General features: G+C 44.4%; 17 protein-coding genes. 13 read left to right on the forward strand and 4 right to left on the reverse strand.

From position 1 onward, the window contains the following. Positions 1-97 precede the first annotated feature (97 nt). The 11 genes from B9T16_RS00555 (at position 98) to B9T16_RS00605 (ending at position 13,100) form a co-directional block, all read left to right on the forward strand. Entirely contained in the window at positions 98-1,231 is a 1,134-nt protein-coding gene (locus B9T16_RS00555) for a glycosyltransferase (RefSeq protein WP_006617169.1), read from the forward strand. A gap of 128 nt (positions 1,232-1,359) precedes the next feature. Continuing rightward, the gene (locus tag B9T16_RS00560; protein ID WP_006617170.1) at positions 1,360-3,966 is read left to right on the forward strand and encodes an adenylate/guanylate cyclase domain-containing protein; all 2,607 of its coding nucleotides are present in this window, start codon (positions 1,360-1,362) and stop codon (positions 3,964-3,966) included. A 665-nt stretch (positions 3,967-4,631) separates the two neighbouring features. Next, a complete protein-coding gene (adhE, locus tag B9T16_RS00565; protein WP_006619687.1) occupies positions 4,632-7,298 on the forward strand; it encodes a bifunctional acetaldehyde-CoA/alcohol dehydrogenase in 2,667 nt (888 codons plus the stop codon). A gap of 193 nt (positions 7,299-7,491) precedes the next feature. After that, positions 7,492-8,952 (forward strand): cation:proton antiporter, encoded by a 1,461-nt coding sequence (locus B9T16_RS00570; protein WP_410243873.1) that lies wholly within the window; start codon positions 7,492-7,494, stop codon positions 8,950-8,952. A gap of 134 nt (positions 8,953-9,086) precedes the next feature. Next, a complete protein-coding gene (locus B9T16_RS00575) occupies positions 9,087-9,425 on the forward strand; it encodes an NADH-quinone oxidoreductase subunit K (protein WP_317269229.1) in 339 nt (112 codons plus the stop codon). Further along, positions 9,422-10,882 carry a cation:proton antiporter gene (locus B9T16_RS00580; protein WP_410243874.1) on the forward strand — a complete coding sequence of 487 codons (1,461 nt, stop codon included), beginning with the start codon at positions 9,422-9,424 and terminating at the stop codon, positions 10,880-10,882. Before B9T16_RS00575 ends, B9T16_RS00580 begins: the two co-directional genes overlap by 4 nt. Beyond that, positions 10,879-11,277, forward strand: coding sequence for a cation:proton antiporter (locus B9T16_RS00585; protein ID WP_410243875.1), 399 nt, complete (start codon positions 10,879-10,881; stop codon positions 11,275-11,277). The genes B9T16_RS00580 and B9T16_RS00585 overlap by 4 nt, the downstream gene beginning before the upstream one ends. Then, entirely contained in the window at positions 11,274-11,534 is a 261-nt protein-coding gene (locus B9T16_RS00590) for a hypothetical protein (protein ID WP_410243876.1), read from the forward strand. Before B9T16_RS00585 ends, B9T16_RS00590 begins: the two co-directional genes overlap by 4 nt. Before the next feature lie 3 nt (positions 11,535-11,537). Continuing rightward, the gene (locus B9T16_RS00595) at positions 11,538-11,819 is read left to right on the forward strand and encodes a monovalent cation/H(+) antiporter subunit G (RefSeq protein ID WP_006619693.1); all 282 of its coding nucleotides are present in this window, start codon (positions 11,538-11,540) and stop codon (positions 11,817-11,819) included. Beyond that, positions 11,809-12,438 carry a DUF4040 domain-containing protein gene (locus B9T16_RS00600; RefSeq protein WP_006619694.1) on the forward strand — a complete coding sequence of 210 codons (630 nt, stop codon included), beginning with the start codon at positions 11,809-11,811 and terminating at the stop codon, positions 12,436-12,438. The genes B9T16_RS00595 and B9T16_RS00600 overlap by 11 nt, the downstream gene beginning before the upstream one ends. Further along, entirely contained in the window at positions 12,438-13,100 is a 663-nt protein-coding gene (locus tag B9T16_RS00605) for a Na(+)/H(+) antiporter subunit B (protein ID WP_006619695.1), read from the forward strand. The genes B9T16_RS00600 and B9T16_RS00605 overlap by 1 nt, the downstream gene beginning before the upstream one ends. A 6-nt stretch (positions 13,101-13,106) precedes the next feature. Here B9T16_RS00605 and B9T16_RS00610 read toward each other — a convergent pair whose 3' ends face one another. From B9T16_RS00610 to gghA, 4 genes are all read right to left on the reverse strand, one after another. Further along, entirely contained in the window at positions 13,107-14,753 is a 1,647-nt protein-coding gene (locus B9T16_RS00610; RefSeq protein ID WP_410243877.1) for an ABC1 kinase family protein, read from the reverse strand. Positions 14,754-14,777: 24 nt separating this feature from the next. Next, positions 14,778-16,595, reverse strand: a complete 1,818-nt coding sequence (locus tag B9T16_RS00615) for an SLBB domain-containing protein (RefSeq protein ID WP_410243878.1) — start codon at positions 16,593-16,595, stop codon at positions 14,778-14,780. Positions 16,596-16,730: 135 nt separating this feature from the next. Further along, positions 16,731-16,946: a hypothetical protein gene (locus B9T16_RS00620; RefSeq protein WP_043468592.1), complete on the reverse strand. Its 216-nt coding sequence runs from the start codon at positions 16,944-16,946 to the stop codon at positions 16,731-16,733. A gap of 206 nt (positions 16,947-17,152) precedes the next feature. Further along, positions 17,153-19,660 (reverse strand): glucosylglycerol hydrolase, encoded by a 2,508-nt coding sequence (gghA, locus tag B9T16_RS00625; protein ID WP_410243879.1) that lies wholly within the window; start codon positions 19,658-19,660, stop codon positions 17,153-17,155. A 521-nt stretch (positions 19,661-20,181) separates the two neighbouring features. Between gghA and ggpS the strand changes: the two genes are divergently transcribed. Both ggpS and glpD read left to right on the forward strand, forming a co-directional pair. Beyond that, complete coding sequence (ggpS, locus tag B9T16_RS00630; protein WP_410243880.1) at positions 20,182-21,690, forward strand: glucosylglycerol-phosphate synthase; 1,509 nt, start codon at positions 20,182-20,184, stop codon at positions 21,688-21,690. 113 nt (positions 21,691-21,803) lie between these two features. Further along, positions 21,804-23,498 (forward strand): glycerol-3-phosphate dehydrogenase, encoded by a 1,695-nt coding sequence (gene glpD, locus B9T16_RS00635; RefSeq protein ID WP_152088586.1) that lies wholly within the window; start codon positions 21,804-21,806, stop codon positions 23,496-23,498. The last annotated feature ends 32 nt before the right edge of the window (positions 23,499-23,530 follow it).

The raw sequence follows: 23,530 nt of genomic DNA on the forward strand, positions 1-23,530 counted from the left end.
GTTAATTATACACTGGTGATTACTTGAGTCGAAAAGACTGGTTTTTTTATGGTCTCTAAACCCTTCCAAAATATTTGACAAGCCGCGCTAACTTTTTATGAGAATCGCCCTTTTTACTGAAACATTTTTACCGAAAATAGATGGGATTGTCACCCGTTTATGTCATACCGCCGAACAACTAAATCGCCTAGGTGATGAGGTGCTAATAGTTTCTCCAGAAGGTGGATTAACCGAATATAAAGGCTGTCAAATCTACGGTGTAGAGGGATTTCCTCTCCCCATGTATCCTGAACTCAAAATCGGTCTTCCTCATCCGGGAATTGGGGCAAAATTAGCGGAATTTAAACCAGATATTATCCATGTAGCCAACCCAGCCGTATTGGGATTAAGTGGCCTGTATTATGGTAAAAAACTCAACGTCGGGTTAGTAGCCTCCTACCATACCCATCTACCCCAATACCTGCACCACTACGGCTTAGGAATGCTAGAGGAATTCCTGTGGGGGTTATTGCGTACAGCCCATAATCAGGCTATGTTAAACCTGTGTACCTCCACAGCAATGGTTGAGGAGTTACGCAATCATGGCATTGAACGGGTAGACCTATGGCAGAGGGGGGTGGATACAGAAATGTTCCAACCCCATAAAGCCACTAAAGAAATGCGCGATCGCCTCAGTATGGGAAACCCAGACGATACCCTACTGTTGTATGTAGGCAGACTAGGAGCCGAAAAAGAAATCGATCGCATTAAACCTATTCTAGCAGCAATACCCAACGCCCGTCTCGCCCTAGTCGGAGATGGTCCGAACCGGGAAAACCTAGAACAGCATTTTGCCGGAACTCCCACCAACTTCGTCGGTTATCTGCGGGGAGAGCAATTAGCGGCCGCTTACGCCTGCGCTGATGCCTTTATTTTCCCTTCCCGGACAGAAACCCTAGGTTTAGTCCTCCTCGAAGCTATGGCGGCAGGAACCCCCGTAGTTGCCGCGCGGTCTGGGGGAATTCCTGATATTGTCACTGACGGAGTAAATGGCTATCTGTTTGACCCCCAGGATGAACAAGGAGCCATCAAAGCCACCAGTAGACTATTATCCCATAGTGATGAGCGGGAACTGTTGCGACAAAATGCCCGATTAGAAGCCGAACGCTGGGGGTGGGCTGCTGCTACTAGCCAACTGAGGCGCTATTATCAAAATATTTTGGCTCGTGAATCACTGCCCTCTGTTGCTTAGTTGAAAGGAAACCCGTAGACTTGAGACAAGGAATAGATTATCGCTGTTCCTTGCTTCTTCCTTTTGAGGCTACTGAATCGGGGGATCAACCGTTCAGATGGAGTCCTTTGTCAATTTAACCCCGACCCATGACAGTTTCCCACGCAGGTAGCATTCTGGCTACATTGACTCAAGTTAATCGCATGGGCTTGTTGGCAGATCGTGTGAAAAATCTGCCAATGGGAGAGTTTATTTGTATTCTCGATTTCATTACCGCAGAATTTCAACAATTTCTCCGAGCTATCGAACTGATTAACAATGAAGCGATCGAAACCCTCCTCGAACAGCTTCTCGATGCCTTTACTCTCAAAATCGGACAAATCCTAGAAGCCGATCGCACTACCATTTTTTTGATTAATCGCAACAAGGGTCAGCTTTGGTACAAAACCTCTCCCGAAACCAACTCTACTGACGGCGAGGGTAACTCCGACGCTAAACATACCGAGGAAATTCGCCTACCCATGGATGTGGGTATTCTCGGCCATGTCGCCTGTACCGGAGAAGCCCTCAATATCACTGATGCTCAAACCCATGAACTATTCGACCCCGCTATTGACCAACCTCATGGGTACGAAGCGCGTAGCATTCTCTGTATGCCTATTTTTAGCACCCAAAATCCTCAAGAAGCGGTGGCGGTGGTGCGACTCCTCAATAAAGCAGGCGATCGCCCTTTTACCGAGGAAGACGAACAGCAATTTCGCTCCTTTGCTGATTCTATTGGTATTATCCTCGAAAGCTGCCAATCGTTTTTTGTCGCCGCCCGTAACCAGCGAGGTGTAGCAGCCCTCCTCAAAGCTACCACTACCCTCGGTCAGAGTTTAGATCTCGAAACTACTTTATTATCCGTAATGGAACAAGCCAGAGACCTAATGCAAGCCGATCGCAGTACCATTTTCCTACTCAAAAAAGAAACCGAGGAACTCTGGACTAAAGTGGCTAAGGCTGATGGTAAAACCATGATGGAAATTCGCATTCCGGCTAATAAGGGAATTGCGGGTTATGTGGCTTCCACAGGTCAAGTGCTAAATATTACCAATGCTTATGCAGACCCTCGCTTTGACCCGACCACCGATCGCAAAACTGGCTATCGCACTCGTAATATTCTCTGTATGCCAGTTTACAACGCTAAAGGTGAGCTGATCGGTGTCACTCAGTTAATCAATAAACATAAAGGCAGTTTCACTGATTCCGATGAGGAATTTCTGCGGGCTTTTAATGCTCAGGCGGGTATTGCTTTACAAAATGCCCAACTTTTTGAGAATGTCATGGTGGAGAAACAGTATCAAAAAGATATTCTCCAAAGTCTCTCAGATGTGGTTATTTCTACGGATTTACAAGGTCGCATTGTTACCATTAATGATGCTGCTTTGGAATTGCTCGGCTGTCCCCGTCACCGTCCCCGCCATCGACAAATTCGCGAATATTGGGAAGAGCAACTTAGCGGACAATATATCTGGGATGTTCTTCCTATTGAAAATTTGCAATTGCGTCTTGAGGATAGTCTCAAATTTGCCGCCCGCCATTTTGTCCCGGAACAAAGTTTAACTGTGGGATTAGTGGAAATGATAGTTAGGGAATTTGGAGATACAACACCCATTCCTATTTTGGTGGTTCCTGATGCGAAAAAACCAGATATTTATCATGTTTGGGGTCAAGAATATAGGCTTTTAGACGGCAATGCTTTGGCTGATAATGAGGCGATCGCTTCCGAAATTCGACAGCTAGAACGTAGCATTAATTTAACTGTTAATCCTTTGACTAACCCAGAAGGTGGTGTCCGGGGTGGTTTGGTGGTTTTGGAAGATATTAGCCGCGAAAAACGTATGAAAACTACCATGTATCGCTATATGACTCCTGGGGTGGCTGAACGGGTTATGGCTTTGGGAGAAGATGCTTTGATGATTGGGGAAAGGAAAGAAGTAACTATTCTATTTTCTGATATTCGTGGCTATACCACCTTAACTGAAAATTTGGAAGCCTCTGATGTCGTGGCGTTGCTAAATCAATATTTTGAAACTATGGTGGAAGCCGTTTTTTCCCATGAAGGAACTTTGGATAAGTTTATCGGAGATGCACTTATGGCGGTGTTTGGTGCGCCTCTTCCTCTCAGAGATAATCATGCTTGGATGGCGGTTAAGTCCGCTTTGGATATGCGAAAACGGTTGAAAGATTTTAATGAGTCTCGACCTAATGAACCTCAAATTAAAATTGGTATTGGTATGAGTTCGGGAGAAGTCGTATCGGGAAATATTGGCTCTCAAAAACGGATGGATTATACTGTGATTGGCGATGGGGTTAATTTGAGTTCCCGCTTGGAACAGCTTACTAAATTGTATGGCTGTGATATTATTTTAAGTGAAATGACTTATAATTTGTGTGGCGATCGCATTTGGGTTAGGGAGTTGGATAAAGTCCGGGTTAAAGGTAAAAATAATGCCGTTAATATTTATGAGTTGATTGGCTCAAAAAATCAGGCTTTAGATGATGAATGGGTCGAGTTTTTGGGATATTATAATCTGGGACGACAGGCTTATTTAGCCAGGGATTTTGCCTTAGCTATTCAGCATTTTGAAGTAGCTCAAAAAATGCGATCGGATGATAGAGCCGTCGAAATTCATATCGGTCGCGCCCACAATTATCTACAAAATACCCCACCCTCCGACTGGGATGGTATCCATACTATGACAACTAAATAATTGATAATTGATAATTGATTACTTGGTGGCTTGGGGCGGGTTTAGTAATCTTATTTGTCGTCAATTTGATTGACCGTGGAACCCGCCCCTACCGGATAATCGATAATTGATKACTAGGTGGCTTGGGGCGGGTTTAGTAATCTTATTTGTTGTCAATTTCATTGACCGTGGAACCCGCCCCTACCGGATAATCGATAATTGATGACTAGGTGGCTTGGGGCGGGTTTAGTAATCTTATTTGTTGTCAATTTGATTGACCGTGGAACCCGCCCCTACCGGATAATCGATAATTGATGACTAGGTGGCTTGGGGCGGGTTTAGTAATCTTATTTGTTGTCAATTTGATTGACCGTGGAACCCGCCCCTACCGGATAATCGATAATTGATGACTAGGTGGCTTGGGGAATGTCGCAATTTGGATAGTTAATGGGAGGTTAAAATTTAGTTAATTCTTTAGGAAAGATGTATCATCGGATACACCATTTTACTATAATCAAGGGTAGAGGAGTCTCGCAAATTTGATGTTTTAGTAAGTCCTACCTACACAAATCAGGAACAAGCGCTATACTGTCTGGTAGTCAAAATCTTTGAGCAACTACTGTACTGCATGGGTCAGCCTAAGACCCTGTACATAGTTGGGCAATAGTCCTATCTGAGGTATTTTCATGGTTAACCGAGTGACCAATATCGAAGAATTAGAGAACTTGATTGCGCGGGTAAAAGCAGCCCAGCAAGAATTCTCTGGCTTCACTCAAGAACAGGTAGACTACATTTTTAAGAAAGCTGCCCTAGCGGCTAATGCGGCGCGTATACCTCTAGCTAAAATAGCAGTCGAAGAAACAGGTATGGGGGTGGTTGAGGATAAAGTGATTAAAAATCACTTCGCCTCAGAAATCATCTACAACAAGTATAAAAACACCAAAACCTGTGGTGTTATTGAATCCGATAAATCCTTCGGATTCCAAAAAATCGCCGAACCTGTGGGCATCTTAGCAGGTATTGTCCCCACTACTAATCCCACCTCTACAGCTATTTTTAAGGCCTTAATTGCCCTAAAAACTCGCAATGGGATTATATTTTCACCCCACCCCCGCGCCCAAAAATGTACTAATGAGGCGGCGCGTATTATTCTGGAAGCAGCCGTTGAAGCCGGTGCGCCGGAAGATATTATTGGTTGGATTGATGAACCAACAGTTCCCCTATCTCAGGCCTTGATGCAACATCAGGATATTAAACTGATACTCGCTACAGGGGGTCCGGGAATGGTGCGTGCTGCTTACTCTTCCGGGCGACCCTCTTTAGGTGTTGGGGCGGGGAATACTCCGGCTTTAATTGATGATTCTGCTCATATTAAAATGGCGGTATCTTCGATTATCCTGAGTAAGACTTTTGACAATGGCATGATTTGTGCTAGTGAACAGTCTGTAATTGTCGTTGATTCTATTTATGACCAGGTGCGGGAGGAATTTCTCAGCCGTGGTGCTTATTTCCTCACCCCAGAAGAAACCGATCGCATGGCTAACGTCATTTTTGTAGACGGTCATCTTAACCCCGAAATTGTCGGTCAAACTGTTAATAAATTGGGAGGAATGGCTGGGCTAAATCTTCCTGATAATACCCGTGTGATTATCGGGGAACGACCGGAAATTGATGATGATGACCCCTTCGCCCATGAAAAACTATCGCCGGTTTTGGTTATGTATCGGGCGAAAGATTTTGAGGATGCGGTTCTGAAGGCTGAACGTTTGGTACAGTTGGGAGGTCGTGGTCACACCGCTGCCTTGTATACTTCCCCTAATAATACTGCTCATATTAACGCCTTTGAGGGTAAGGTACAAACGGCGCGGGTGTTAATTAATACCCCTTCATCTCAAGGGGCGATCGGAGATTTGTATAATTTCCGTCTTGACCCTTCTTTAACTCTGGGTTGTGGAACTTGGGGCGGTAATTCCATTAGTGAAAACGTCGAACCTACTCACCTGTTGAATATTAAAACCGTCGCCGAACGACGGGAAAATATGCTGTGGTTCCGAGTCCCTCCCAAAATCTATTTCAAGTATGGTTCCCTACCCGTCGCTTTGCGAGAGTTGGCAGGTAAAAAACGGGCTTTTATTGTCACTGATAAGCCTTTGTTTAACTTGGGAATTACCGCATCTCTTGAGGAAGTCCTCGAAGAAATCGGGGTTAAATATGACGTTTTTTATGATGTTGAACCTGACCCGTCTTTGGATACCGTACAACGGGGTTTAACTCTCATGAATACCTTTGAACCGGATGTCATTATTGCCATTGGTGGTGGGTCGCCTATGGATGCTGCTAAGATTATGTGGCTCATGTATGAACATCCAGATATTGAGTTTGAAGGTTTGGCGATGCGATTTATGGATATCCGTAAACGGGTCTATGATTTGCCGCCGCTGGGAGAAAAAGCACTAATGGTGGCAATTCCTACCACTTCGGGAACTGGTTCGGAAGTGACACCCTTTGCTGTGGTTACCGATCGCCGCAATAATATTAAGTATCCTTTGGCAGATTATGCCTTGACTCCTAATATTGCGATCGTTGACCCCGAATTGGTGTTAAATATGCCCAAAAGTTTAACATCTTTTGGCGGTATTGATGCCTTAACTCACGCCTTAGAAGCCTTTGTTTCCGTCTTGGCTTCCGAATACACTAATGGCATGGCTTTAGAAGCCATTCGGCTGATTTTCAAGTATCTGCCTAGTTCCTATAAAAATGGCGCGAATGACCCGAAAGCACGGGAAAAAATGCACTATGCCTCTACCATGGCTGGGATGGCTTTTGCTAATGGTTTCTTAGGCATTTGCCATTCCATTGCCCACCAATTAGGCGGGACTTTCCACATTCCCCACGGTTTAGCGAATGCCTTGATGATTAGCCATGTAATTCGCTACAATGCCACTGATGCACCCTTCAAACAAGCCACTTTCTCCCAATACAAATATCCTAACACTAAATGGCGTTATGCTCGGGTGGCCGATTATTTGCATTTGGGAGGGAATACTGATGATGAAAAAATCGATCGCCTAATTTTGGCTATTGAAGAACTCAAGCATCAGGTAGGCATTCCTAAAGCCATGAAAGAAGTCGTTAAAGAAAGCGAAGCCGAGTTTTTAGCTAAGGTTGATGAAGTCGCCGATCAAGCCTTTGATGATCAGTGTACAGGGGCCAATCCTCGCTATCCCTTAATTGAGGATCTCAAGCAACTGATTATTGATGCCTATTATGGTCATCCCGTGGTGGCGACTGAAAATAACGGCAAAACTGTATTTCCGACTTTTGGCCCGGAACCAGTTATGATGGGTGAATAGGTTGTGAGTTACCTATAAATTCAAGCCCATTTGAGAGGCGAGTTTCTGACTAGATCAGATCGCCTCTTTTTTTTGATCACATGGGAGGCAGCATACCCATAAATATTTTGGTGTCTGACTCATGTATAATCCAAATATTAGATTCTCACTAAGAACCTGATGTGAGTAATTATCTGGATGACCATAACAACCCATGACCTATATCACCATCGTCTTGATATTACTGCCAATTTTGGTAGGATTTTGCATTTATCTATTCCCCAAAATAGATCGCTATTCGGCTATGGCCGTTGTCCTGATGTCTTTTGCTTACGGGTTATGGGTTATTTTGGAACCCCCCAACCTGAATATACAACTACTGAATAACTTTGGTGTTCAACTATTCATTGACCAAACCAGTGGCTACTTAATCTTGACCAACGCCCTAGTCACCATGGCGGTGATTTTATACTGTTGGTCGTCCCGGCTGTCCGGGTTATTTTTTACTCAGATATTAATTGTTCATAGCAGCCTTAACTCCATTTTTCTCTCCCAGGACTTTATCAGTCTATATGTGGCTTTAGAAGTCTTAGGAATAGGCGTTTTTTTATTAATTGCTTATCCTCGCAGCGATCGCTCTATTTGGGTAGGCTTACGCTATCTATTTGTCAGCAATACCGCCATGCTATTCTACCTGGTAGGAGTCGCCCTCGTCTACCAAGCCCATCATTCCTTTGCCTTTGCTGGCTTACGGGGTTCCTCCCCAGAGGCTATATCCCTTATCTTCATGGGTTTATTAGCCAAGGGTGGTATCTTCGTCTCAGGGTTATGGCTACCCATGACCTATGCTGAATCAGAAACCCCTGTTTCCGCCCTTCTCTCAGGAATTGTCACCAAAGCCGGAGTTTTTCCCTTAGTACGTTTAGCCTTAATTCTACCCGAATTTAGCCCAATTCTCAGCATCTTTGGGGTAGCTGCCGCCTTGTTAGGTGCAATTTATGCCATTTTTGAACCAGACACCAAACGCACCCTCGCTTTTAGCAGTATTTCCCAATTAGGTTTTATCATTGTCGCCCCCGTCGCCGGAAGTTTTTATGCCCTCAGTCACGGCTTAGTTAAATCCGCTTTATTCCTCATAGAAGGAAGCCTGCCCAGCCGCAACTTTAAACAACTGCATCAACAGCCCATTAATACTTTTCTCTGGCTAATTCTACTCCTGGCTAGTTTGTCTATATCTGGTTTCCCGCTGTTATCTATTTTTTCAGCCAAAGCTCTAGTTTTTAAAGACTTGTCAACTTGGGAAGATATCGCCCTCAATATTGCCTCAGTCGGAACCGTGATATATTTTGCCAAATTTATCTTTATTCCCCACCAACAATCCGCCGATTCCGAAAAATTTGACTCTCAAAAATTGGCATTACTTCCCGCTATAGGTATTCTGTTTATTGCCTTAATTTGTGCCAATAGTCTCTATTACGAGTCCACCTATTCCGTCGAGAAGATTACTAAGGCTTTAGCTACTATTGGGGTGGGTTGGTTAGCCTATTTTATGATTTTCAAAAATTCCCTAATTAACCTGCCCAAAACTTGGGAAAAATTAGACCACCTGATGGGGGTCATGACCCTGAGTTTAACCGCTATATTTTGGCTAGTTGTGTGGTTGAAAATCTCCTAAATTTTGGACACAATAAAACAGGAGATTTGGACTAACTAAATTTTGCCAAAATCCCTAAAAAGATGTTTTGTTTTTTGCCGAAATCGTGTATGCTTTACATATAATTCATCAACTCCTTTAGCTGACAGATAATTGTGTTAGAGTCGTTAGTATTCGCCTCCGTGATGTTCGGATTTTTCGGCATCATTCTCAAAAAGAACCTGATGATGAAAATTATCTCCATGGATGTGATGAGTACAGGGGTAATCGCCTATTATGTACTCATCGCCTCACGGGATGGCTTTTTTACACCGATTATCGGTAATGCCGCAGATAATGGCACTTATGCCGACCCGGTGCCACAGGCGGTGATTTTGACGGCGATCGTAATTGGCTTTTCCGTCCAAGCATTAATGCTGGTTGGTGTCATGAAGTTAGCCCGCGATAACCCCACCTTAGAAACCGACGAGATCGAAAAGAACAATACCCCATGACCAATATTACGATCGCATTGATAGCATTACCAATGTTTGTCGGGTTCAGTATCTATTTACTTCCCAAATTCGATCGCTATCTAGCTGTTTTGGCAGCCCTTTGTTCCCTAGCTTATGGGTTGCAGGTTCTGTTAAATGATACAGATTTGCAAATCAAACTACTAGATAACTTTGGTGTTCAACTATTAGTTGATCAACAAAGTGGCTACTTTATATTGACCAACGCCCTAGTCACCATGGCAGTGGTTTTTTACTGTTGGAACCGGGGTAAATCCGCCTTTTTTTATGCCCAGGCTATCATTTTACATGGCACTGTTAATGCCACATTTGTTTGTCAAGATTTTATTAGCATATATGTAGCCCTAGAGGTGTTAGGAATCGCAGTTTTCCTGTTAATTTCCTATCCTCGTAGCGATCGCTCCATTTGGATAGCCTTACGCTATCTATTTGTGAGCAACACCGCCATGCTATTCTATCTGATTGGGGTCGGTCTTGTCTACCAAGCCGCTCATTCCTTTGCCTTTAGTGGCTTACGGGTTTCCCCTCCAGAAGCCATAGCCCTTATCCTAATGGCACTATTAGTCAAAGGTGGCGTGTTTGTCTCTGGGTTATGGCTACCGCTAACCCACTCCGAATCAGAAACCCCCGTTTCCGCCCTCCTCTCAGGAGTCGTAGTCAAAGCCGGAGTATTTCCCCTAATTCGTTGCGCTCTCATTGTACCAGAGATTGACCCAGTGCTAAGAATCTTTGGTATTAGCACCGCCATTTTCGGCGTAGTTTATGCCGTTTTTCAAAAAGACACCAAGCTAACCCTAGCTTTTAGCACCATTTCCCAATTAGGATTTGTCCTCGCCGCCCCCGTAGTTGCTGGGTTTTATGCCCTCACCCACGGCTTGGTTAAATCAGCTTTATTCTTAATAGCTGGAAGCCTACCCAGTCGCAGCTTTAAGCAACTACAGTCCCAGCCCATTAATACCTCCGTTTGGATACCATTATTGATAGCTAGTTTATCCGTGTCTGGTTTCCCCTTACTGGCAGGTTTTGGGGCGAAAATGGTCACCTTTAAAAATCTGTTATCTTGGCAAGACATCATCCTAAATATAGCCGCCATAGGAACCACAATATACTTTGCCAAATTCATCTTTATTCCCCATACTCAACTACCAGAAACCCCAGAAACTGAGGCAAAGCAGCGGGGACTCTTGCCAGCTATGGTAATTCTCCTGGGGGGGCTAATTTTGGCTAACTTTTTCTATTATCAATCAGCTTATACCATTGATAATATTGTCAAATCCCTGGTAACTATAGGTAGCGGATGGTTGGCTTATTTTCTGCTGTTTAAAAACTGGGAAGTTAACCTATCCAGAAACTGGGAAAAGCTGGAACATATTATTGGTGGAATGACCATCATGTTAACAGTGCTGTTTTGGTTTGTTTTTGCGGTGAGTATAGCATGATTAAATATCTATCTCTCAACTTAATTCTGCGATTAGCTATTTGGTTTCTGATTACTGCTGACCTGAGTTTAGCTAATATCATTATCGGGGTGAGTGTGTGTTTACTATTACCTGGTCGTCGCCCCTCTAAGGCGGCTTTAAACGACTGGTTAAGGGCTTTTGGGGAAGTCATTAAGTCAGTGCCTCAAGCCTACCTAGAGGCTTTTGAGATGATCTTAAAACCCCATAATTACGAAGATATCACCATGGAAAGAGTTAAACCCCAAAGGACACCTGGTTTAATTTTTTTAGATATCTTTATCATTACCTTTACCCCCAAAACCATTGTTTTAAAATATCACCAAGAGGGCTGGTATGAAGTCCATTGGGTACGTCGCAGGAGGCCTGACTCATGAACACCATCTTAATGATGATGCTGGTAGCTTTAATGATTCCTATTTACGAAGCCTGCCAAGATGATAATATTTGGCAAAAGGTGTTAGCATTTTCTAGTATTGCTAGTAAAACATCGATCATGATTATAGTTGTCTCGGTCTTAAGAGATGATTGGATGATTGGCGTAGTTGGGGTAATTATTCTCAGTGTTGGGAATGCGTCTTTAATGCTATTGGCTCAAATTCTTAGACGCATGAGTGATGTATTAACTAAGTGAATCATGATTAACTTATTCAGTGACCTTTTGATGTTACTTGGGGTGGTCTTTTGGTTTTGGGGAACCTTTCCCCTCGTGGGCGATCGCTCAGTATTATTCAAACTACATGGTTTATCAGTCTCTGATACCTTGGGTTCCATGACCATAGTTGTCGGACTATTACTGAGAATTCCCAGCGAATGGCCCCTGCTCATTCTCGCCATTATCTCTTTGGCAATTTGGAATACTGTTTTAGGATATGTATTAGCTTACTGTTCCAGTAGTGAAGGTGACGATGAACGATAATACTATCTATCTCATTACGGCATTAATGCCTCTAGCCACCGCCATGGTAGTTTTACAAGTTAACCCCTATCATGCCTTAGTAATTCGTGGTATATTGGGTGCTGTGGCTGCTTTGGTTTATGCCATCTTAGGGGCTGCAGATGTAGCCTTAACTGAAGCATTAGTGGGGACGATGCTGGCAATTACTCTGTATGGCGTGGCGGTGCGTTCTTCTTTGGTCATGCGTTTGGGTGTCTTAAAAGAGGAATTACAACTGCCGGAAAGCGATCGCCCTTTTGGTAAAATTGTCGATGAATTGCGCTTAATTTTTCGCCAACATTATATGCGGGTTGAATTAGTACCTTATAAGGACTTAGAAGAGTTACATCATGCCTTAGTCACCAAGGAAATTCATGCCACTTGTATTCAGCCTTTACATTCCCTATTTGCCAGTCCATACCCCACCCAATCTAATCAACCAAAACCTGGAGAAACTACAGAACCATCAGAACCGGAACCTTTACCCTATTACACCACAACTAGAATCAAACGGCTCCATGAGATTATGGAAGCCGAACTGACATCATCCATAACCATTTTAAACTATTTTAACTTAACAGAATCTGGGGAGAAACATTAATGAAATGGGTTTATATCGCTGTGGGTGTCATACTTTATATCAAGATGTTGTTGATATCCAACCCAATTGATGAATGGTTGGGTCCTTCCATTGTGGAAGTAGTAGTGCAAGATAGTGGTGTACCTAATGCGGTTTCTGGCATCATTTTCAGAAATCGCCTATATGATACCATCTTCGAGGTAGTGGTTTTTACTATCTCAATTATGGGCTGTAATTTTTTACTCGCCAACGAGAAACCCCTGAGTAAAGTATATCGATTTACTGATCAACCCTCCATTGTTTTAGCGCGACTAGGGGCAACTATTGCGGCTTTGGTGAGTATTGAATTAGCCATTAGGGGTCATCTTAGCCCTGGGGGTGGTTTTGCGGCCGGAGTAGCCGGAGGGACGGCGATCGGTCTAATTGCGATCACTTCTCCACCGGAGTTAATGCAGGGAATTTATCAGCGTTGGCAGGCATCTATTTGGGAGAAAATTTCCGTCCTCATCTTTATTTTATTGTCGGTAATTACTCTGTTTGGTATAGAATTCCCCCACGGTGAATTAGGGAGTTTAGTCAGTGGTGGCATTATGCCATTACTGAATATTTTAGTCGCCTTAAAGGTGGCTTTGGGGTCTTGGGCAGCGGTGTTAATTTTTATTCGCTATCGGGGCTTATTATAGGTAAATTTACCGTAAATTTCCCGATCGCAATACACTCACCAGCAGCCATAACCCCACCAGGGAAGCCGCCGCAAAGAGGATATTACTAATCAGAGACAACTGGGGAGTTTTTGCCCCAGTTGAAATCATCGCCGCCCCCATAATTAACGAACCGAGTACAATACTAAAAGACAGGCGGTTAGCTGCATCATTTAGGCTATTTTTCAGGCTAGTTAATTCGGGGATTCTAATATTCCATTTGAGTGTTTCCGAAGTAACGCGGTCTAAAAACATTTCAATTTGACTAGGCGATCGCAATGATAAACTTTTGAGATCTAAAGCCGTCCTCAACAGAGTCTCTAGGGGGTTATTTCCTAACAACTGATTGCGAAATAACTCCGTCATCAATGGTTTAATTTCATTGAGTAAATTAACTTCCGGGTTGAAACTGCGGGTGACTCCCTCCAAATTCGCCAAAGTTTTAGCATATAATCCCATATTACTAGGGAGGCGAATTTTATTATTCCGAGAAATCTGCAAAATCTCATAGAATACCTGACTAAAATTAATTTCTGCCAGACTCAGATTATAATATCGTCTCAGCATACTATCATAATCATTAGTCAGGCGACCCAGTTGCACAGATTCCGATGATTCTGCTAATTCTAAGGTAAGTTGGGCGCAGCGTCTAGCATCTATATCCACCACTGCTAGTAACATTTCCGTTAAAATTTGCTGAGTCCGAGGGTCTAGCCGTCCCACCATTCCACAGTCTAAAATAGCTACCCGTCCATCATTAAGATAAAATAGATTTCCTGGGTGGGGGTCTGCATGAAAAAACCCATCTAAATAGATTTGCTGAAAAAAGGCACGAAATAATAAACTGGTAATTTCTCCCCGGCGTGGATCATCCTCATTTGTCTGTTTCTTAGAAGGTTCTGACAGCAATAAAGGCACACCATTTAACCATTCTAAAACCAGTAAATTAGGAGTTGTAAATTCCCAGTAAACCTTGGGAATGATTAACTTGGCGGGGTCAAACCAGCGAGTTTTGGAGAGATTTTGACGCAATTTGTCTGTATATTCAGCTTCTGAGGTAAAGTCTAATTCGGCTTTTAATGCGCTAGTAAATTCCTCAGCGATCGCCACAATATCATAATCTTCTCCCCAGTCAGTAATCGCCACTAAATCCGCCAAGGACTTAATTAACTTAATATCCTGTTCAACAATAATAGAAATTCCTGGGCGCTGTACTTTCAAGGCAACTTCTTCGCCATTTTTCAACGTAGCGCGATGAATTTGTCCAATAGATGCCGCCGCCACCGCCTCAGTTTCAATCCGACTAAAAATCTGGTCTAAAGGTTGAGAAAACTGTTGTCTAAGTTGAGTTTCAATATCCCCCCAAGCCACAGCGGGAACATTAGCTTGTAAATCGGTTAAAGCATCAACATATCTTCCAGGTAGCAAATCAGGACGAGTCGATAAAAGTTGTCCTAACTTCACATAAACCGGACCCAATTCAATTAAAATATTCCGTAGGACATCAGGAGATGGTAGCCGAGGTTCTTCTGGTTTATCCCCCACTAACAAACCCCGCATATAGTCCCAGCCGTTGCTGAAAACAATTTCCAAAATTTCGCGTTGTCGGGAGCTTTTTTTAGTAATGGAGAACATAAATTTATCGGCGATAAAACGGACTTAGTAATTCCTGAAAATATCAATAAACGCACTGGGGACTACAAAAAGCGATCGCACCCTATTTAAGGGAGTAATGATAGTATCTACTGTATCCGAAATACTTGCGAGTGTCGATCGCCCCACAATCACCACATCATTATTTTGCAGAGGAGGATTATTAGGGGAATTACCTCCCTGAGTAAAATCTATTGGTAGGCGGCGCTGTTCCACAGTACCATCAGGGCGAAAGCGAATCAACTCCACCGAGGACTGATGGGCGCGAGAGGTAAACCCCCCGGCCGTCAGTATTGCCTCGTTTAAGGGAGTATTAGGCGGAATTTGAACAACTCCAGACCTTTGCACTTCCCCCACTACATTAACACGGATATTGTTTGGGGAGAAACTAGCGTTAGCAATTGCCCCCATTTCCACCGGGTTAATCTCCGTAGCTGTAGGCACAAAAACCGTATCCCCTTCCTGTAATATTGTATCCTGGGTAGCATCACCATTTTGCAGTAATTCCCAAAGATTAATAGTAATCACTTGGCGACTCCCACGACTATCAGAGCGCCTAATTTCCACCTGTCGAATATCAGCCTCTGGTTTAACCCCTCCCGCCACCTGAATAGCGCGGGTAACTGTCGGGATGCTACCACCACCCGCCGCCCCAGGGACTCCAGCATCTCCCGTGCGAGCAGTGCCAGTAACAGTATAAGGTCCCGGTCGAAATACTTGCCCAATCACAGCAATATTTAAAGGTTCGCTTTGGTCTGCTGCAAAACTCGCCGCGCGGCGGTTAGATAATTGTTCCAGATTGGCAGTTTCTACCCCAGGGATGAAGATACTATCGCCATTTTGTAGAACTATATCCTGTTGCAGATTATCTCCGTCTAGGATGGGTTCTAGGTTGACTTCTAGTATTTGTTCTTGTCCCTGGCCCGTCAGGCGGCGAATTTGCACCCGACTGATATCAGCCATTAGCCGAATTCCTCCGGCTTGCTTAATGGCTTGGGTAATGGTAGCGACTCCCCCTGGTCCTCCCTGACTGGGGATGGTGTAGGGACCGGGGCGGCGCACTTCTCCAGATACAGCAATATCAATTAGGGTGGCTTCGTTGTTAGCAAAACTAGCCCTAGCAATTTGTCGCCCCATTTCTGGGTTAATTTCGGTGGCGGTGGGAATATAGATAACATCCCCATCCCTAAGCCGGATATCCGTGCTGAGATTACCTGTTTGCAGGAGTTCCATCAGATTTAGATTGATGATTTGGTCTGAGGTTCCCCGCTGGGGTCGTCGCAGTTGCACCTGTCGCAGGTCTGCGGCTTGGGTGATACCTCCGGCTAGTTGTAGGGCGCGGGTAATGGTGGGAAATTGGGAACCTTCCCTAATCATGGTATAGGAACCGGGGCGGTTGATTTCTCCAGAAATGCCTATTCTGAGGGGACGGGGAGTAATGAGGCTGATGGTTACTCTGGGGTTTCGTAAAATTCTGGCGCTTTCATAGCGATCGCCTATAGCCCTAGCCGCCTGTTCTAAGGTCATGCCACTTACGGAAATACTACCAGCTTGGGGAAGGTTAACCGTACCGTCAACTAATACTTCTTGTTGACTGCTATATTGTTCGACGGGAAAAATAAATACTTGGATTACATCACCCGCCCCCAAGGTATATGCGGCTTCCTGAGTTGGCGGCGCTGAAAGCTGATTAAGTTCGGGAGGGTGGTTATTGGTGGGGTTTTGAGCCCAACTGGGGGCAGGTAAAGCGATCGCACCTAGGGCGAGTAGACCCAGACTGGTTAGGGAAATATATTGTTTGGGGGCATAATGGCATTTAATCATAGATATCACTAAGTAACATAGGGAGGGAGGTTCCCTAGTTAGATATAGATTATATCCCCTAGTTTAATCCTCTCTCCCTACCAAAAAAGGGCGATCGCGGTTATCTGTCTGTAGGTCAACTCATCAATTGGCCTACTATGTGAGTTGTTTATGGGTTTTTTTGAGTCTCTTCCACTGTTGTTTGATTTTTTTATAAGACTCATAGGTGGACATTTTCCCGTTGGTTTGCAAAGCGGCAATATAACTAACCTGTTGAGCAAATTCTTGCAGGTTGGCGTTAAATAGCATATTTTCGGGTTGGTCGGATCCTCGATAAGGATAACGGGGGTTCAAAAAGTCGTTTAGTTCCATGATAGCCACCAGTCCAATCAAAATGTGTGATCAAGTTTTGAAATCGTGAGGGACAGCAACAGATATGCAGCCTGAAAACAGAAGATACATTCTCAGGGATGAACTTGTCAAAATCAACCCTGTTGTTTACTGTCCCCTGCTTCAACCTAACATTAATTTCTGGGAATGCCTGTAGCATGAGTAGCAATTCAGCTATGATCTACAGGTTATTTCTGGGGCTGTTGGGGTACTAACAGGACACCTTGGCTATCTTTGAGTTCAAATTTCTTCAAGGAAGCTAGGTTATCATTTAATTCGACTCCCGGAGAGGCGATCGCCACTTTCCAATGCGATAAGTCTAATTCTAGCCAATCTCCCACCGTTACCGTCATTGGTTCCCCTCCCGTATGGGCCACCATCACCACTTGGTCTTCTTCCCGGTAAGGGTTTCCTCGGACTCCATAAAAAACGGTCTGAGTCTGATCACCAATTTTGTTAAACTGATCTGTACCCATCAAATTCTGACGCAACCAAATGCGATCGTGTCGGAAGCGACGCAACTGCAAATTAAAATTAGTTTGCACAGCATTTAGATCCTCACCATAGTGAGAGACATTACAGATTTCGTAGCAGTCCTCCATAAACTTGAGGGCAAATTCTTTGAGTTTCGGAATATTGAGATCCTTGAGAAACTCCACCATCTCCGGGTGATTCATCTTTTGCCAATATTCAACTTTACACTCTTGTGCTGAATCGCCCAAACAAGCCTGACAAGCCTCTACCACAGCGGGGAGACTATAATCATTATCAATCATCGCCTGTTGTAAAGCATTGCCAAACTGCTTGATTTCTTCTAAGTCCTCAAAGCCCAAACTTTTTAAACCAGAAAACACAAAATCTCGCTGATACAATTCCGGGGTAATTTGCCAATCTAAAAAGCCCATTTCTTCCGCGACAACTTTCACGCCATAGCGTTCATCAGTATTGCGGAAAAACATCCAGGGGGCTCTGGTAGTAGCATTAATAAAATCCATCGGTAAACCCGGACTAAAGCCATACACCCACAACGTCACCGCCGGATTATCATAACCATTGTGCAAAACCTCCGACAAAGTTTTACCCAAATTCCAATTAATTTCTTGGTCTAACTCAACCTGATTTCCCCGTCGGACAGTATCATGGTTAGCACAACCCGTAATCCAATTTTCTCCCTGATACATAACCTCACAAACTCGTTTCCATTTCCTCTCCCAAAAACCCTTTAAAGTGGGGGTATTATGAGCAAAAATTAACGGCCCCCATTGGAAGGAGTCCGGGCGCAGTTCAATCAGATCTCGATAGGTAGAAATTTCCTCCCATCCTTCCTCCGGCCATGGTCTGCCATCTTCAAAAATAGTAAACAGTAACCGTTGATAGCCGCCAATATCTTGAACAACATCACTCATGGCTAACAAATAAGCATCATCCTGTTCGACCAAGCCAGTTAAGGGATTAAAGAACCGGAAATCTTGACCGCCATCAATGCGAATCCCATCAACTCCGGTATTCATTTTACGGCGCTGCATTTCTAGCAAGATAGCCCGCACCGTTGGCAGTTGGTGGTTTAAATCCTGACCATACATATTCTGCCCTTTTAGGAACTGACGATTCAGGAGTAATTCCGATTGGTTATCAGCATGACCATAAACAATGTCATAAATAACCTGAATGGGTCCGGTGGAGAAATTATGCAATGTGGCGATAAAATCCACTACCTCATCAGGGCGACGACTGCCCATAATTGCCGGATTTGTGGTAGAAGACCCTAAAATTGGCACATCATAGCCCCAATCCTGGGTATCGGGTTTGCTCAGATTAATCTCGAGAATGTCTTCATCTTCTGACATGAAGGCGAAAAACTCACTTTCGGGACTATATTCATCCCTAAACTCGATGGGGGGTTCTGTGGGTAGCAGTTGCACAGCACCATAGCCGATATAGTTTTCCTCCATGGGGGTCAGGGGGATATTTTTGGCTAATTTATCGGAAATACGACTATAAAGGCTGGTTAATCCCTCAAAGGTACCAGCAGCGGTGGCGGTTCCTACATGGAGTTGCAGAATGTTTTTGGGAGCCCGAACCCTGGGAATTAATTTGGGGTTGGGTAGGGGGGAGAGATCATCATCATGTAGGTCAATGGTGGGGTGACGGGAGGTTCCCCGACGGCTAAAATATTCTAGGTCGGGGCGTTGGGCTTGTAGGGTTTCGATGTCGTAGAGTTCGGCGGGTCCGAATACTCCATAGGGAAGGGAGTAAGCCAGGGGATCACGGATCGCTTGCAGTTTTTCGGCTTGGTCAATGTAGCGCAGCCAATAGAATGATCCGACTTGCTCTCGGCTTCCGGGTTCCATTCCGGCGACAACTCCCCAGTGATATTCTCCCTGTTGTTTGAGGTTTATTCGGGTACGGTGGAAACGGACTACTTGCTGATCTGCCCGCAGGTCTATTTCATCTATGGGGATGAGTACCTCTAGGAAAATCTCTAGCCTCCTCATGACTTGGGAGGTTAATTTGGGGGTCCAAAACCCGATTTGTGTCAGTCCGTCTCCTAGCCAGTGGGCTCCTAATTTTTGGGCGAGAATTTGTGCTTTTTCAAAATAGGAGGCTTTGGAATGTTCGACGGTGGCTGCCCAATTTAGCAGATTTTCGGTTTCTTCGTCTACCAGTTTGATGGTGGGTTCTGTTGTGGTTACCAAAACTAAGTTTCTACTTGACTCGACAATTTAACTCTAGTCTAACCCAGGGGTTTCCGACTCTAGCGTTACTGTTAAATTTGCGATCGCTTGCCCCATTTGTGAATCAACCCTAGGATAGATGTTAACTATAGTTAAGTTTTGTTAACCTGTGAAGGCTAGGCTCCAGTAATCGAGTTAAAGTGTAGTAGGTCAATGGGTCAATTGACCCAAGCGTGCAGTCTCAATCAAATGTGGTTGATGTTTGATAGCGATCGCATAATTATAAGCCTACCTACTGTATGGCATTGATGGGAAGTTAACACTAACATACTTAACCCTAGATTTGTTGTTGTCAATATAGTTTTCATGAATAAATCTATATATCCCTGTTCATCAAGTAAGTCAACTCGTAAATTGACCCACAGGCGCGCTGTATTTTAGCGTTGAGTTGACCGGAAATGAACATGGCGCGAGACTCCTGAAAATTCAGGCGATCGCATAACTGTAAACTTCAAAATTGTTTCACGGAAAACACAAAAATTATGAAATCTTCACTGGTAATTCTGTACCATCGCGAACCCTACGATGAGGTCATCGAAAATGGTAAAATTCACTACCGAGCCAAAAAAAGCCCTAATGGTATTGTACCGACCCTAAAAAGTTTCTTTGCTAACGTTAATCAAGGCACTTGGGTAGCTTGGAAACAAGTAACAGCCAAGCAAAAAGCCGACTTTCAAGAAAGGGTAGAAGTGGAAGATGAAGGTAACTATACTGTGCGCCGCATAGCCCTAAACGCCGACCAGGTTAAACATTTCTACCACATCACCTCTAAAGAGGCATTCTGGCCAGTTCTACACTCGTTCCCGTATCATTTCACCTCGGAAACGGCGGACTGGGAAAACTTTACCACGATTAATCGTTTATTTGCAGAAGCAGCCTGCGAAGAGGCGGCAGATGATGCTTTAATTTGGATTCATGACTATAACCTATGGTTGGCGGCGCGCTACATTCGGGAACTGAAACCGGATGCACGGATTGCGTTCTTTCATCATACGCCATTTCCGTCGGTGGATGTGTTTAATATCCTACCTTGGCGACAGGAAATTGTGGAGAGTCTTTTATGCTGCGATTTAGTGGGTTTCCATATTCCTCGCTACTCGGAGAATTTTGTCAATGTCGCTCGGAGTTTGTGCGAGATAAAAGTGGTTAAACGGGAACCTGTAGCCCCTCATCTTACCAAAGTAGGAACGGCTTTAGCAGAACCAGAAATGGTGAGCCAACTTGAGTATAAAGGTCAAATAGTGAATATTGACGCTTTCCCGGTGGGTACAAATCCGGGTTTCATAGAATCGGTTTTAGAGAAGCCAGAGGGTCAGTCACGTTTGACGGCAATTAATGAAGAATTAGGCGATCGCAAATTAATTTTGGCGGCGGGTCGGGTCGATTATGTGAAGGGAAATCGGCAGATGTTAGAAGCCTATGAGCGACTGTTAGAACGTCGCCGAGATCTCCATGGAAAAATTCAGTTTTTGATGACTTGTGTATCGGCGGCTGATGGGATGCGGGTTTATAAAACTGCTCAACATCAAATCGAGCAATTAGTAGGGAAAATTAACGGCCGATTTGCGCGATTAGATTGGATGCCGACTTTGTTATTTACCCAGCCGATACCCCTACCGGATTTGTTTTCCTATTACCGATTAGCTGATGTCTGCTGGACTACTCCCTTGCGGGATGGTTTGAACCTGGTAGCTAAAGAATATGTGGTCGCCAGAGAAGATCGCGGCGGTGTCTTGGTGCTGTCGGAATTTGTGGGGGCGGCGGTGGAACTTCCCCAGGCGGTTTTGACTAATCCCTATTCGACTCAGCGCATGGATGAGGCGATCGAATTTGCTTTAGCCATGGACTCCGAAGAACAAAAACGGCGGATGGCTGAAATGCGTAAAACTGTAGTTAAATATGATGTCAAGTATTGGGCGGATCATGTGTTTGAACGTTTCGAGTCTATGACGCATCAAAAAGCTGCTGTGAAAACTACTGTGGCTGTGTAAACAAGTAACTTGAAATTCGGTTAATTGGTGAACTATAAAGGCTGAGAGTAGCCCACATCAATTAGCCGAGTTTGCGATTTTAAAGTAGCTAAGAAAACTCAACTATAATCATCATGGGAGACTATCCAAAAATTCAGGCGGAAACCTACGATTTAATTGTGATTGGCGGTGGTATAAATGGAGCCGGAGTAGCTCGTGATGCGGCGCTCAGGGGCTTAAAAACTATTTTAATTGAAAAGGGGGATTTTGCAGGGGCGACCTCAAGCTGGTCTACGAGGCTGGTTCATGGAGGGTTACGTTATCTGGAATATTTCGAGTTTCCCCTAGTGCGTGAGTCCCTGCGAGAGCGAGAAATTCTACTGCGGACAGCGCCCCATTTAGTTAAACCACTGTTATTAACTGTACCAGTTTATGGGGGGCGATCGCGTCCTTATTGGAAAATTTGGGCGGGAATGCTGCTTTATGATGTGTTCAGCTATGACAAGAGTTTACCGACTCACAGAATGCTACCTAACACCCAATTTCAGCAATTATTCCGGTCTTTAGATAAGGAAAATCTGAAAGGCGGCGCTCAGTATTATGATGCTCAAGTAGAATATGCTGAGAGGTTATGTCTGGAAAATATTATCGCGGCTAAACAAGCGGGCGCGACAATTCTTAACTATGTGGAAGTGACCGGACTTGACCGGGAAGGAAAACGCATTAATCAACTGAATTGTCGGGATGTTTTCAGCGGCGAAACTTTTACGGTTAAGGGTAGCCCGAAGGCGGTAGTTATCAATACTTCTGGCCCTTGGGTCGATCGCGTTTGTCAACTGGGGCGAGAGAAAGACCAACCCGCCGCCATTGGCACAACTCGCAAAATCGGCGGCACTAAAGGCAGCCATATTATTGTAGATCCCTTCCCTGGTGCGCCGGAAACTTCCCTATATGTCGAGGCAAAATCGGACGGACGGCCGTTTTTTATTGTGCCTTGGTTGGGAATGTATCTCATTGGCACTACGGATATTTATTTTAATGAGAATCTGGAAGCCATTAAAGCAGATAATGATGAAATTGATTATCTGTTGCGGGAAACTAATGGCATTATTCCCACCGCTGAACTTTCGCGTCAGGACGTGAAGTTTACCTATTCTGGAGTCCGCCCCCTTCCCTATGTGGAACCTAGCCAAAAAACGGCTGCTATCACCCGGAAACACATTGTTTATGACCATGATAAGGATGGGGTGGAAAATCTGCTATCTTTGATTGGTGGCAAACTAACCACCTATCGCCAGGTGGCGGAAGAGTTGGTTGAGGCGAGTTATCAGAAAATGGGGCTACCTGCGCCACGGTGTGAGACGGACACGCCACTACCTGGGGCAATTTTCCCTAATGATACTCGCATCGGACAGGCCCTTTATGATTATCGCCCCCAACTACCTCTGAAAACTATTCATCATCTGTTCTCAATCTATGGGGCGCGGGCGCTGGAGGTATTGCAGCTAACTGATGAACATGAGGAGTTGAGGGAAAAAATTACCCCGGCTTTACCTGATATTAAAGCTCAACTGGTCTACGGAGTGCGATCGGAAATGGCGCAAACTTTGGTAGATATTACCCGGCGACGAACTACTCTAGCCATGCACGCTCGCTATGGGTTAGATTTATTACCGACTATTACTGAGACTCTCCAAAAATATGCGGGTTGGACTCAAGAAAAGTGCGATCGCGAAGTAATAGCCTACCATGATTATATGCGGTTAAACTGCATTCCCGATTATGAATTGGAGGCTTGGGAAAAGGCTTTATCACCCCAAATGGTTTAACCATTGGTGATGCTGAGAGCGAGTCTTTGTGA

It is taken from the genome of Arthrospira sp. PCC 8006 (assembly GCF_046480465.1).
GTDB classification, from domain to species: Bacteria; Cyanobacteriota; Cyanobacteriia; order Cyanobacteriales; family Microcoleaceae; genus Limnospira; species Limnospira platensis.